Origin of the sequence: Cohnella lupini, assembly GCF_003386205.1 — a bacterium.
Taxonomy (GTDB): Bacteria; Bacillota; Bacilli; order Paenibacillales; family Paenibacillaceae; genus Cohnella; species Cohnella lupini.
The window spans coordinates 506,692-520,014 of record NZ_QRDY01000002.1 but is presented as its reverse complement, the minus strand read 5'-3'; the positions used below and the strand labels follow the sequence as shown (position 1 = coordinate 520,014).

The 13,323-nt window shown below is 52.4% G+C and carries 13 protein-coding genes; 4 read left to right on the top strand and 9 right to left on the bottom strand.

Going from position 1 to position 13,323, the window contains the following annotated elements:
• Position 1: 1 nt before the first annotated feature.
• Positions 2 to 1,747, bottom strand: coding sequence for a cache domain-containing sensor histidine kinase (locus DFP95_RS06385; RefSeq protein WP_115991729.1), 1,746 nt, complete (start codon positions 1,745 to 1,747; stop codon positions 2 to 4).
• 72 nt (positions 1,748 to 1,819) lie between these two features.
• Positions 1,820 to 2,926 (bottom strand): rhamnogalacturonan acetylesterase, encoded by a 1,107-nt coding sequence (locus tag DFP95_RS06380; protein WP_115991876.1) that lies wholly within the window; start codon positions 2,924 to 2,926, stop codon positions 1,820 to 1,822.
• Between the two features lie 190 nt (positions 2,927 to 3,116).
• Here DFP95_RS06380 and DFP95_RS06375 point away from each other — a divergent pair, with 190 nt between their 5' ends.
• The 3 genes from DFP95_RS06375 (at position 3,117) to DFP95_RS06365 (ending at position 4,936) form a co-directional block, all read left to right on the top strand.
• A complete protein-coding gene (locus DFP95_RS06375) occupies positions 3,117 to 3,521 on the top strand; it encodes a Fur family transcriptional regulator (protein WP_115991728.1) in 405 nt (134 codons plus the stop codon).
• The gene (locus DFP95_RS06370) at positions 3,491 to 4,246 is read left to right on the top strand and encodes a winged helix-turn-helix transcriptional regulator (protein ID WP_115991727.1); all 756 of its coding nucleotides are present in this window, start codon (positions 3,491 to 3,493) and stop codon (positions 4,244 to 4,246) included. Before DFP95_RS06375 ends, DFP95_RS06370 begins: the two co-directional genes overlap by 31 nt.
• Positions 4,247 to 4,378: 132 nt before the next feature.
• On the top strand, positions 4,379 to 4,936 hold the full coding sequence (locus tag DFP95_RS06365) for a peroxiredoxin (RefSeq protein WP_115991726.1): 558 nt from the start codon (positions 4,379 to 4,381) through the stop codon (positions 4,934 to 4,936).
• A gap of 223 nt (positions 4,937 to 5,159) precedes the next feature.
• Here the strand turns inward: DFP95_RS06365 and dgoD are convergent, their stop codons facing one another.
• Together dgoD and DFP95_RS06355 are read right to left on the bottom strand one after the other, a co-directional pair.
• Complete coding sequence (gene dgoD, locus DFP95_RS06360) at positions 5,160 to 6,308, bottom strand: galactonate dehydratase (protein WP_115991725.1); 1,149 nt, start codon at positions 6,306 to 6,308, stop codon at positions 5,160 to 5,162.
• The gene (locus DFP95_RS06355; protein WP_115991724.1) at positions 6,305 to 6,985 is read right to left on the bottom strand and encodes a FadR/GntR family transcriptional regulator; all 681 of its coding nucleotides are present in this window, start codon (positions 6,983 to 6,985) and stop codon (positions 6,305 to 6,307) included. Before DFP95_RS06355 ends, dgoD begins: the two co-directional genes overlap by 4 nt.
• A 156-nt stretch (positions 6,986 to 7,141) precedes the next feature.
• Here DFP95_RS06355 and DFP95_RS28820 point away from each other — a divergent pair, with 156 nt between their 5' ends.
• The gene (locus DFP95_RS28820; RefSeq protein WP_181907289.1) at positions 7,142 to 7,300 is read left to right on the top strand and encodes a hypothetical protein; all 159 of its coding nucleotides are present in this window, start codon (positions 7,142 to 7,144) and stop codon (positions 7,298 to 7,300) included.
• Positions 7,301 to 7,375: 75 nt separating this feature from the next.
• Here the strand turns inward: DFP95_RS28820 and trxB are convergent, their stop codons facing one another.
• The 5 genes from trxB to DFP95_RS06330 all read right to left on the bottom strand — a co-directional run bounded on the left by trxB (position 7,376) and on the right by DFP95_RS06330 (position 13,313).
• Positions 7,376 to 8,302 (bottom strand): thioredoxin-disulfide reductase, encoded by a 927-nt coding sequence (gene trxB / locus DFP95_RS06350; RefSeq protein WP_115991723.1) that lies wholly within the window; start codon positions 8,300 to 8,302, stop codon positions 7,376 to 7,378.
• A 142-nt stretch (positions 8,303 to 8,444) separates the two neighbouring features.
• Entirely contained in the window at positions 8,445 to 9,668 is a 1,224-nt protein-coding gene (locus tag DFP95_RS06345) for an enolase C-terminal domain-like protein (protein ID WP_115991722.1), read from the bottom strand.
• Positions 9,669 to 9,773: 105 nt separating this feature from the next.
• Positions 9,774 to 11,360, bottom strand: coding sequence for an extracellular solute-binding protein (locus DFP95_RS06340; protein ID WP_115991721.1), 1,587 nt, complete (start codon positions 11,358 to 11,360; stop codon positions 9,774 to 9,776).
• A gap of 52 nt (positions 11,361 to 11,412) precedes the next feature.
• Positions 11,413 to 12,297 (bottom strand): carbohydrate ABC transporter permease, encoded by an 885-nt coding sequence (locus DFP95_RS06335; protein ID WP_115991720.1) that lies wholly within the window; start codon positions 12,295 to 12,297, stop codon positions 11,413 to 11,415.
• Between the two features lie 44 nt (positions 12,298 to 12,341).
• On the bottom strand, positions 12,342 to 13,313 hold the full coding sequence (locus DFP95_RS06330) for an ABC transporter permease (RefSeq protein WP_245987403.1): 972 nt from the start codon (positions 13,311 to 13,313) through the stop codon (positions 12,342 to 12,344).
• Between the last annotated feature and the right edge of the window lie 10 nt (positions 13,314 to 13,323).

The following is a 13,323-nucleotide window of genomic DNA, read 5'->3' as shown; positions in this document are numbered from 1 at the left end:
GTTATTCCTCCTCTTCGCGCGGCAGGACGATCATGATGCGGGTTCCGCGTTCGCGACTGCCGTCGATTCGAATTCCGTACTGCTCGCCGAACGCGATCTTGATGCGCTCGTCTATGTTCAACAAGCCGATTCCTTTTCCTTTGGCTTTCATTTCCCCGTTGCGCAGCCGCTCGAGCGTATCTTGAAGCATGCCCGGACCGTCATCCTCGACTACGATGCAGAATCCTTCCTCGCGAAGCTCCGCTTTAACGGTAATCGTGCTCGTTCCGATCGTCGGCTCGAGAGCGTATTGGATCGCGTTCTCCAGCAGCGGCTGCAACGTCAGCTTCGGCAACCGGTGATGAAGCAGTTCGTCCGGAACGTCCTGCTTGAAGTTCAACCGATCGTCGAACCTGTACTTCTGAATCGTGACGTAACTCTTGACGACTTCCAGTTCTTCGCCCAAAGTCAGGATTTCAGCCTTCATATTGATGGAATTCCGCAACAAGAACCCAAGCGATTCTACCATGTTCGAGATTTGCGTCTGCTTGTTGACCTTGGCAAGCCAATTAATGGACTCAAGCGTATTGTACAGAAAGTGCGGATTGATCTGCGCCTGCAAGGCTTTGAATTCCGTTTCCTTGATCAGCAGCTGGTTCGCGTAATTTTCCGTTATAAGGGTGTTGATCCTTTCGACCATTAGCCGGAAGGTGCGGTGCAGCAATCCCATCTCGTCCATGGACATCGGAGTGTCGTCTACGGTTTGCAAGTGGGCGCCGGCGAAATTCCCTTTCTCCGCCATCTTCATTCGCGCGATCAAATTGTCGATCGGGCGGGTCAAGCTTCCCGAGAAACGGAATCCAAGCAATATAACGAGCGCGAAAATGGCAATGAACACGAATACGACAAGCTCTTTAATAAAGATAACCCGCTCGAAAACTTGGTTGAACGGCGTAATATTCATATAAGTCCATCCGGTGTTAGACGAGTTCGAATAGGAGATAAAATAGGTGTGGTCGGCTACTTTCTGCGTAAAATACCCCTTGGACGTCCCGATGGACCTTCTTATATCCGCCAACCGGAATAACGGCTCCTTCGGGTAGATAATTTCTTCTCCCGAGAAAAGGATCAAATCGCCTTCCGCCTCCGAGAATTGCTGGGCGATTTTGCCGATATTGATTCGTATGACGAGCGTGCCCAGAAATTCGAGGTCGAAATTCGTATTGCTGAACGAGCGAATTTCCCTCGCCGTAATGAGCGCCGCATCCTGCTCGTCCGGAAAAATCCAGCGGCTATCCCCTTCGGCTTCCTTGGTGAGAGTCATGATTTTTCGGCTTTTGTCCGGGTCGATCGGGGCGACGTTACCTGCGCCGTTCTCTTTGCCGTGCGAATCGAACAGCTGAATCGAATAGATAGTCGGCTCCGATCCCGCGTACGTCAGCAGACGATCGATGACCTTTTGCCGCAAAATATGCTGGTCGTACTCGGACTCCGCGTTCTTCAGGGAAAGCAGCGTGCTTTGGAGCTGGATGTCCGCGATGATGTCGTACGACATCTGATCGATTCGGCCAAGCTTCGTTTCGATCGCCGCGGAGGAAAGGTTGAGAACTTGGGCGGATTTGTCGTAGAGCTGGCCATCGTATATGGAGAATGCGTATTGCTGCACGAGAAAGGTAAAAGAAAAAGTGACGGCGATAATCAACGCGAAGAGAACGGATATTTTATTTTTGATCTTCATGTGCCGAAAGGACCGGAACCATTTCTGCATGTTCGAAAATTCCTTCCCCGGAATGAGATAGAGTTGCCTATCTCCTATCCTACCAAAAAAATCGACGCTCGTTCAGCGTAGATACATAGACAGCGGCCAGATGGATGCTTCCCGTATTCCTTCGGCGACTAGAGCTGCGATGCGAATCGCTCCCTGCTCCTGAAAGTGGGTGTTATCCTCGACTCCGTTCGGAAAAAAAGCGAATTCGCCCGGAGCCCCCCACATGAAGAGCGATTTGCTCTCCTCCTCGCCTAATTCTTCGAACAGCCTCTTGCTCTTCTCGGCTAGATCGATCAAAGGAACTTCCAGTTCGCCGGACAACTCGCGAACGGATTGCAAATAGGGACCATGCGTATCCTTTAGCTGTCCGTTCTTTTCGAAAAACCGCCGGTGCACCGAAGTAACTAGCACCGGATGAGCTCCAACGGCGCGGGCGCCGTCTATATATTGACGCAGATATTCCTTGTACGTCGTATGAGGTTCCGTATACCGCGGCTCATCCGTCTTCTGGTCGTTATGGCCGAATTGAATGAACAGGTAGTCGTTAGCTTTGATCTCTTGAACGATCGCTTCTAGCCTTCCTTCGTTTATGAAGCTCTTCGAGCTGCGTCCGGATTCGGCATGATTGGCGACGACGACGTCGTGCTTCAGCAATCGCGGCAGCATTTGTCCCCATCCGGCGTAAGGAAAGCCGTTATCCGGCTGGTCCGTAACCGTTGAATCTCCGGCAAGATATAAGTTGATCGCATTAGGAGCCGCTTCTATTTCCAAAGCATTGATCCTCGGGACCGGTCCGGAAAAAGTCAAGATCAGCGCTTCGTCCCTCACGTATACCGCCACCGATTCCTTGACGTATTGACCTGCGGTCACGGCCTTATTATGGAACAGCAGTCTGCCCGGATTAGCTTTCAAAGTCGTGCAAGAAGGTAATATCCAATCTCCCATGCCTACCGTAATCATATAATTCCCGTTCGGTACGTCAACCCGGAAGGAGGCATCCGCCGGGATGCACATGTCGCGTTTCAATGAGTCGGGTTGCTTTCTATCCCGGGCCGTCACCCGCGAAATATCCGTAAATCCGTAGCCTCGCTCGGGAAGATAATCCGTCTTGTCCGTAATTTTCGTGTATCCGACATCCGCATCGCCGATGCCGAAGTCGAATTTCCAAGCTTTCGTCACCACTAAGGCTCCTCCCTGGAGAAAGGTTTTCCTTCTACTATAGAAGAAAAGAGAACGGAGATTAAGCCGTTTATCCGGGGGAACTGTTTAAAAAACAGCTTTCGCCGTCGGCAGCATGCTACTTTAGCGTTGACTACGTCGCCTTATTTCGTTAAACTTAAACTAAATCTAAATTAAGGGGTTGAATGCGATGAGGAAAGCCGGAGCCATGACCGTGCAGCGCAGAACGATTTACGACATTCTGGCAACCGCGCAGGACCACCCGACGGCGGCGGATATTATCGAGAGGCTGAAAGCCGGCGGACATAACTTCGCTTATGCGACGGTTTATAATACGCTTAAATACTTGACGGAAGAGGGCTTGGTTCACGAGCTTAAGCTGGAAGGGGACGCGAGCCGATACGATGCGCGTACGGAGGATCACCAGCATATCGTCTGCACCTCCTGCGGCAAAGTGGACGAAGTATTCGCGGAGACTCCTTCCGATTGGCTGCTTACGATATCCAAGCAGACCGGATACGAGATAACGAAGGAGCAGATTTTGTTCAAGGGAGTGTGCGAAGAATGCCTATCAGCGACGAAATCCATTCATTAAGCAACACGGCCGTTTTGCCTGAAATTTCAATAACGCAGCCCCTCGCCTTCGATGACGGCGGGTATTGCGAGATCACGAACCGGATTCTTATCGTCAGCCCCCGCCCTTCGGCGTTGCGCTCGTTGGTAGCCGAGCTCGCCGAGAAATGCTATGACGTCCTCCTGCTGCATCATGCCGACGATCCTCTGTTGAGCATGGTTCAAGGCAACATCGTCGTCGTCGACCGTACCGTTGATTTCCCTGCTGCGGTAACGGCCGCTTGGTCCCAGGACGGATCAGCGCCGGTTCTCGCGCTAGTGAATGACGCTCCTTCGGCTAGCGGACATTCCGAAGAATGGGTTAAATGGCCGGGACCGATCGGAGAAGTCATCGCGAAGATCCAACAGCTTTCCTTACAGTACACCGCGCCTGCGGAAGATGCGCGCAACTACGTTTTCAAAGAGATCGTGCTCGATCCCGATCGCATGACCGTTACCCGCGGAGGTTCGAGAGTCGAGCTTACGAAAACCGAATACGATCTTCTTAGAACGATAATCGCCGCGGACGGGAAAGTCTTAACCCGTCAAGAGCTTTTGAATAGCGTATGGGGCGAGCACTATTTCGGCGGCAGCAACGCGGTGGACGTCCACATCCGAAGCTTGCGCAGCAAGCTGGACGACGATCCGAAGGAGCCTCGTTATATCGCGACCGTTCGGGGTGCCGGGTATCGTTTGGCCGATCGATAATCACATGTTCATGAGATCTTCATGTAACCTTAATCATACCTTCATGCAGCGAAAGCCGTCATGGGGTATGATTTTTTTACGGCCAAAAGTTAGATTTAGTTTAATTATAAAAACACGAGGAGTGTTACATTCATGACGGAAAACATCCAAAAAATCGCTAAAATCGGGGAACTAGCCCCCAACTTCGATCTTCCATCCACCAAAAATTTGGACACGCTCGGCGAGAATATCAATCTGGCGGATTACCGGGGCCGTTGGGTTATGTTTTTCTTCTGGCCTCACGATTTCACGACCGTTTGTCCGACGGAAATTATCGCGTTTAACGAATCGACGGGCACGTTCCGGGATCTGAACTGCGATATCATCGGCGCTTCGACCGATAGCGTGTACTCTCACAAAGCCTGGATCAATACCCCTCGGGATCAAGGAGGAATCGGATCTATCCGTTATCCTATGGTTTCCGACTTTACGAAAGAAACCGCCCGCGCTTACGGCGTATTGGACGAGAAAACGGGTGCCGCTCATCGTGGTTTGTTCATCATCGATCCCGAAGGCATCATTCGCTATCAAGTCGTAACCGACATGAACGTCGGCCGCAGCGTGGAAGAAACCGTCCGTATCCTAGAAGCCCTGCAATCCGGCGGCCTGTGCCCGGTCGGTTGGCGCAAAGGCGATAAAACTTTGGGCTAAGCGCATGCGCGAAAACAAGCCGTCTCTTCGGTCCTTGGGGACTGGAGTGACGGCTTTTTTTCATGGTCAACTCGCACCTCCGTAAACCCAACAGCTCGAGACGAGCAATCGCCGTCTCCTGCTCTTCAAGTAACCGACTACTTGATTATCACTGCTGATTCCTCCACCGTTCGGGTGGTCGGCATCGGCCTGATCTACCCGGTTTCGACGGGTTACTCTGTTTTCACCATTCCGCGACGCTGCCGTCTTGGTGCCTCCATAACGGATTGGACCAATTATGCCCGATCTCCGCCATTTTGCGAACGTGCGCTTCGTCGATTTCGATACCAAGTCCGGGACCCGCAGGTATCGATACGAATCCGTTCGTGTATGCGAAGACGGAACTGTCTTTTAAATAATCGAGCAGGTCGTTGCCTTTATTATAATGAATGCCCAAGCTTTGTTCCTGGATAAAAGCATTATGGCATGTCGCGTCAACTTGCAAGCATGCTGCCAGAGCGATCGGTCCAAGCGGGCAATGAGGAGCAAGCGCCACGTCGTAAGCTTCCGCCATCGAAGCAATCTTCTTGCATTCCGTAATACCTCCGGCATGGGAGACGTCCGGTTGGATAATGTCGACGTAACCGTCGGCCAACAGCTTCTTAAACTCCCACCTGGAGAACATCCTTTCGCCCGTGGCGATCGGAATGGAAGTGGCGTTCGCGATTTCGCGGAGAGCTTCGTTGTTTTCGGGCAAAACGGGCTCTTCGATAAACATCGGACGAAAAGCTTCGAGTTCTTTGGCTAATATTTTCGCCATCGGCTTATGTACCCTTCCGTGAAAATCGATACCGATTCCCATATGCGCACCGGCCGCACCCCGTACCGCCGCGACGCGCTCGAGCACCTGATCGATTTTGGCGTACGAATCGACGTATTGGAGCTCCTCCGTAGCATTCATCTTAATCGCGGTAAACCCCTCCGCATGAGCGTGCAACGCGGCTGCGCCAACGTCCGCCGGGCGATCGCCTCCGATCCAAGAATAGACCTTGATCTTATCGCGGCAGGCGCCTCCCATCAGTTGATGGATCGGTGCGTTATGATATTTACCTTTTATATCCCACAACGCTTGATCGATTCCCGCGATAGCGCTCATCAGAATCGCGCCGCCTCTATAGAACCCGCCTCTGTACATAACCTGCCAATGGTCCTCGATATTGAGAGGGTCCTTCCCGATCAAATATTCGCTTAATTCTTCTACGGCCGCTTTAACCGTATGCGCCTTGCCCTCGACGATAGGCTCTCCCCATCCGACGATGCCCTCGTCCGTTTCCACCTTCAAGAACAACCAACGCGGAGGGACAACGAACGTTTCCATTTTCGTGATTTTCATTTGAATTTCCCACTCTCTTTGACGGCGTTAATCATGTCTTGAATATGCGACTTCATCAGACCGCGGGCTTGCTCCGCCTGCCTTTCCTCGATGGCGATCGCGATTAGCCGATGATATCCGACCGCTTTCTGCGGCATGTTGGGCAGCTTATCCGTATCCCGCCTGCCCTGCGCGGACAAATCGGAGATGACCGACAGCATTTCGGCAAGCAGCGGATTGTCCGCGCCTTCCGCGATCGTCTGATGGAATAGGACATCCGTGCCGAAGTGGTCACCGCCTTGCTTCATTTCCAGTTCCATCCGTTCGGCAAGCTCTCTCAGGTTACTCGTTTGAGAGGCCGTTGCTCTCGTCGCGCAGAATGCCGCAAGCTCCGGTTCGACGACCAACCTCGCTTCTAGAAGCTGCAATAAGCTTCCTTGCTCGCTATCTCTCAGTCCTCCCATCGGATCCTCGAGAAGCTGGGGATTATTGCTTACGAACACGCCGCGTCCGTGCTCGATGCTCACGATTCGATGATCAGCCATTACGCGCAAAGCTTCTCGAACCGCCGTAATGCTGAGCTTGTATTCCAGGGAAAGCTGTTGTATCGTCGGAAGTCGATCGCCCGGCTTCCATTCTCCCGAGCGCATTCTCGACTTCATTTTCTCGATAATGTCCTCATGGGCTAATTTCTTCATCGCGGCTTACCTCTTTCGCTGATTCGACTTAAAGATAATATCTATTATATATAAAGATACTATCTATATGACAAACTGATGTCAATACTTGTTATCCCCACGGCTCATGATAGGAAGGAAGCATTTGGGTCATGCTATCTCATGGAGGTGATTCCATTGACGGGACGAAATAACAAGCCTGATAATGACGGACCTGCCAGCAGCCCAAGCCAGCTAGACCAGTTCGGCAGCAAGCTGGCATCGGATAACGAAGAGGAATTCGAAGCGGCCGCCGAACAAGCGTGCGAGACTACGAGCAGCGAGCCAGATCATTGAATAAGTAAAGCCGCCGGGGAATCGCTCCTCCCTGGCGGCTTGTTCATTATCATTCATTTTCGAAAAATGCTTACTTTATTCCGGGATGCCTTCAAGAAATCTCTCGCAATCCAGGGCGGCCATGCAGCCCGTGCCCGCGGCGCTGATCGCTTGGCGATACTTGTGATCCTGGACGTCTCCGCAAGCGAAAACGCCTGGAATGTTCGTTTCCGTCGTACCCGGTTTGACGAGTAAATATCCGGTTTCGTCCATATCCAGCTGTCCGTCGAGGAATCGGGTATTCGGCGTATGACCGATCGCCACGAATATACCGTCGGTGGCTATCGTTTCTTCCAAGCCCGTCTCGTTGTTGGTTACCTTTAGCCCGGTTACGCCTAGAGGTCCGCTCACGACTTCAAGCGGCGTGCGATTGAGATTCCAACTGATTTTCGGATTGGAGCGCGCGCGATCCTGCATGATCTTCGAAGCCCGAAGCTCGTTGCGGCGGTTGACCAAGACGACCTCGGATGCGAACTTCGTCAAGAAATGCGCCTCTTCCATCGCGGAATCTCCGCCTCCGACGACGATAATCTTCTTATTGCGGAAGAAGAATCCATCGCATGTGGCGCATGTGCTCACGCCTCTTCCCACGTTGTCGCGCTCGCCGGCAATGCCTAGATACTTCGCGGAGGCTCCAGTCGAGATGATCAGAGTTTCGGCCGTTAATTCGCCCATGCCCTCAACGCTCAATGTAAACGGGCGCTTCGACATATCCACTTTGTTGACCCAGCCGGAACGGAATTCCGCGCCGAAGCGCTCCGCTTGCTTGCGCATGTTCGCCATGAGCTCGGGCCCCATGATGCCGTCGGGGAAACCAGGGAAATTTTCCACTTCAGTCGTCGTGGTCAATTGTCCGCCCGGTTCGGGTCCTTCGATGACGAGAGGGTTCAAGTTGGCGCGGGCCAGATAAATCGCGGCCGTTAGTCCCGCGGGACCGGTTCCGATGATGATTGTTTTATGCACGATGATCCACTTCCTTATCCATGCTATTGTTAGGGGTCGTTTGATGATAAAAAAATCATACCATCCATGCCCGAAAGCTGCATGAAGGTATGATGAAAGTTAGATGAAGGTTTCATGAAGATCTAAGCGAGCACCTAGAGTCCTATGGACGAACCAGCGTACCGTCCGCTTTGCGATCCAAGGAATAAGGCCTGTGGTACGCCGATTTCTGCCAGCTATCGTCCAGCAACCGCGATGCTTTTAGTTCATCCAGATCTATGCCCAGGCCCGGCTTGTCGTTCGTGTAGAGATATCCGCCCCTGCGTTCAATAATTCCCGGGAAAATGTCCCTTTCTTCCGGCTTGAAATGGTTGATCTCCTGAATGCCGAAATTCCAGACCGCCATATCCAGATGAACGGCCGCGGCTTGGTTGACGGGATCGTTCTCCCCGCCCTCTTGCCATGCCGTTCGAACTCCGAAAGCTTCGGCTAGCGCTGCGATCTTGCGGCAAGCGCTAATTCCTCCGACCTTCGATACGCGTACGCGTATAAAATCGATCAGTCTCTCTTTGATCAGCTCGACCCATTCCTGCGGGTTCGCGAACAGTTCACCGACCGCTTGGGGAGTGGCGCTTTGCTGTCTGAGCTGGCGATACCAGCCGATCTGCTCCGGCGGCAACACGTCCTCCAGATAAAATAACCCGTAAGGCTCAAGCCTTTTGGCAAGCTGTATCGCGAGAATCGGAGAAAGATGCTCGTGGACGTCGTGAGTGAATTGAATTTCCGGACCGAAAGTTAACCTTAACTGTTCGAACATCTTCGGAATGGCATGGAGATACATATGCTCGTCGAACACCGCATTCGTCTTCCAAGCGTTATCGGGAAGCTTCGCTTGTTGGGCGTTCAGGAAACCCCCGCCGCCATACCCGCCCATCTGGCACCTGACGACCGTATACCCTTCCTCCGCGAAACGATGAACGTCTTCCTTCAGCTCTTCGATATCCCGTCCTCCGGCATGGCCGTAACAGGCAACGGCCGATCGGCTCGCGCCTCCCAGAAGCTGATAGACCGGCAATCCCGCTTCCTTGCCTTTAATGTCCCATAATGCCATATCGATCCCGCCGATCGCCGTCTGCAGGATGGCTCCGTTCCGCCAATATCCGCTTAAGCTCATCGTGTTCCATAGATCCTCTATATTGGAGGCATCCCTCCCGACGATGACCGGCGCCAACAATTGCTCGATGACGTGGACGACGGCTTCCGGATTGTACATGTCGGATGCCGATCCCACTCCGTATAATCCATCCTGGTCCGTCGTTACCTTTACGATCGTCCAGCTCCCGTCTTTCCTCGTGCGAATGCATTTTACGCCGGTTATTTTGGCCAAGTTGTCGTTCCCCTTCGAAATAGAATAAACTCGGACAACGCCAACGAGAATGGCGTTGTCCGAATCGGATGTTACAGCTTTTGGAGCGACTTTTCTGGTTTTGATTTATTTCTGGGACGCGAGATAGGCATCGATCTGTTTCTGCGCTTCGGCGATGATCTTGTCGAGGCCGTTGCTCTTCTGCTTCTCGATATAGTCGGCTACCGAACCTTCGACGTCTTTGACGACTCCGAATTCTATCGGCTTGCCGAACTCCTCGTATGCTTGATCGCGTTTCGCCACCTCGTTCTTGATATTGTCTTCGGCGATGAAGAGACCGTCGACGGGCGAGTTCACGTTAACCGGTATGCTGGCGAATTCGGCTTCCTTCAGCCAGAAGTCGACCGGATACGTCTGATTCGGACGCATGAATTGCGGCTTCCAGAACGCCCATTGGCCGCCCCACTCCATGTAATTACTCGTCGTGAATTGCATGCCGTCCGGATATTCGGCTACGTCTCCGTTAAGCTTGTAGGTTTTCCCTTCGATTCCGTACTGCACGAGATCGTAAAGCACCTTATCCGTCTCCATCATATCCAGGAAACGGAGGACCCGATCGGGATGCTCGGAGTTGCGGTTAATCGCCAATACGTTGGCAAGAGCGGTTCTGTTCACGGTTCTCTTATCCGGATAGAGCAAGGACATTTGATGCTTATAGGAAGGATCTGCGAAGCCCGGATCGGCGAACGCCCATTCGTGGGACGTCATCGTGAAAAGCGTTTTACCGTTTCTCCACTGCGATGCGCCGTCTTCCTTATCGATCATGGCGTCGCGGTTCAGAATTCGGTCGTCGTACCATTTTTTCGTCATCTTCGACGCTTCCAAGTAGAACGGTTGTTGTTCGAGCGCTTGGATTTTGATTTCCGGATCGTTCAGATAAAAGCCCATTTGATGGAATTGGAGATCCACCCACTCCTCGCGAGCAACATAGATCGCTTGGGAAGTGGTGCGGGAAAGCTTCTCGTTCGGATACGCCTTCTTCAACTCGTGAAGCAAGGCATCCACGTCCTCGATCGTCCGGACCGAATCCGGATCCCGCTTTATTCCTGCCTTTTCCGCCAAATCGACGCGCCAACCCGCGTAATTCCGCTGGTTCATCTTCATCGTCCAAGGAAGTCCGACGATTTCCCCGTTGATCGTTGCGGCCTGCAGCGTTCCTTGCTCCTGGTATTTCTTGTTGAGGTTAGGCGCGTATTGCGGCAATAAATCATTCAAAGCCATGTAAGAGCCTTTGGCCGCCATTTGCTTGTAAGATAGCCAGTCTCCGTCGAAATTGAGATCCCACTTGTCTCCCGATGCGGCCATAACCAGCATCTTGTCTTTGAAATCCCCGAACGGAATAAAGTTGATGTTGAATTTAACATTCAAGCCTTTACCCTTGACGTATTCGCTGACCTTCTCCCACACTTCGTCGGTAGCCGCCTTCTTGTCTCCCCCGAAGTAGAATTTGAGAGTAACCTCTTCTTCCTCTTTCGGCGGATCCTCCGACTGCGAAGCGGAAGCCGACGGCGACGATGATGGCGATCCGGTACCTGCCGGAGACTCCTTGCTTGGTTCCGCGTTGTTATTGCCCCCGCTGCATGCTGCCAACGACAGCATCAGAACGAGCACGACGATGGCGATGATAGGCAGTCTTGGTTGTCTCTTTGACATTTCAACCTCTCCCCTGCGTTTGTTGTATACAATACAGCCGAAGCTGGCATTGTCATCCTTTGACAGCCCCTACCATCAAGCCTTTAACGAAATACCGCTGAAGGAACGGGTAGAGGAAAATAATCGGGCCGATCGTCACGACGGTAAGCGCCATCTTGATCGATTCGGACGGCAGCTGCGATGCGATACGCTGAATATCCATCGCGTTGCTCGAGCTTCTGAGGAATTCGACGTTGGATATGAGCGTCCTCAGGAGTAGCTGCAACGGCTGAAGCTCTTGCTTATCGACGAACATCAATCCCAGGAACCAGTCGTTCCAATAGTTCAGGGAGATGAATAACCCGATCGTGGCAAGCACGGGCTTCGCGAGCGGAACGATGAGCTGCGCGTAAATTCTGAACTCCCCTGCCCCGTCCATTTTCGCCGATTCGTGCAAATCCTCCGGCATCGCCATCATGAAATTGCGGATCAGGAACATATTGAACGCGTTGGCGAGCGGCGGCAGAATCATCGCCCACATCGTATCCTTCAGCTCCAGATATCTCACGCAGATGATGTACCACGGAACCAAACCTCCATTGAACAAAAGCGTAATGATGGCGTATATAGACAGAACGTTCCGGTATTTGAACGAACGTCTTGCCATTGCGTAAGCGCCCATGCTCGTGACCAATAGGGAGAGTACCGTACCGACGACCGTAACGATGATGCTGATTGCGTAAGCGTCGACGATTCGATTCGAGCCCAAGATGAGAATGCGATAGGAATCGAAGGATACGTTCCTCGGAAAGAGCGAGTAGCCGTAGTCCATAATGTCCTTTTCCGTGCTTAAGGAGCCGGAAATGACCATAATGAAAGGCAGCAGACAAGATAAGCTGAACAAGGAGATAATAGCGACGATGACGATCTGGCCGATGGAATATCTCTTGGGATACATGATTCTTTCCTCCGATTTCGTAGATTAGAGAGAGTACGCTCTCCTTAGAAGATCGCGGAGTCTCTATCCGCCCGTCGAGCGATGTAATTGCTTCCTAGCACGAGCACGAAAGCGACGATCGATTGAACGAACCCGGCGGCGGATGCCATGCCGATGTCTCCGGATTTGCGTAAGCTGCGGTAGACGAAGGTGTCGATGACGTCCGTCGTCGGGAACAGCAGGGCCGCATCTCCGACCATCGCGTAGAACATTCCGAAATCCGCGTTCATGATTCTTCCGACGGCTAGCAAGGTCAGAATCAGAATGGTAGGCTTCAGCATCGGAAGGCTGATGTACCAGGTTTGCTGCCAGCGGGACGCCCCGTCTATGGAAGCCGCCTCGTAATAGGAATTGTCGACGCTCGTAAGCGCCGCCAAGTAGATAATCGTTCCGTAGCCGGTCACTTTCCAGCGGACGGCAAGCGTCAGGATGAATGGCCACAATCCCGCTTCGCTGTAGAAATCGATAGGAGAGAGTCCCATGAATTGAATGATCCTGTTAAACGCGCCCGTTTCGAAATTCATCAGGTTGTAAGCGAACACTCCGACGACGATCCACGAGATGAAGAAGGGCAGGAAGGTCAGCGACTGCGTCACCCTCTTGAAGTACTTGTTGCGGATCTCGTTCAGCATCAACGCGAGTCCGACTTCGAATACCAACCCCACCGCGATGAATAGGGCATTGAGCAGAATCGTGTTTTTTATCGCCCGATAAGCAGAATCCGATGTAAGCATATAGTCGAAGTTGTTGAGCAAGGGTTTAGCCCATTCGCTTCCGAAAATACCCTGTTGAAAATCGAAGTTCTTAAAGGCGATGACCAAACCGGCAAGCGGCAAATAGTTAAATAGAAACAAAAGCGTCGCAGCGGGAAGAAACATAAGCAGCAGCATTCGATGGCGGACAAGCTCTCGGATGACCCCGTTGCCCATCAGTCCGGCCCGCGTTTGCATGCGCCCGGCACCCGTTTCGATTTTCATGGCGATTTAC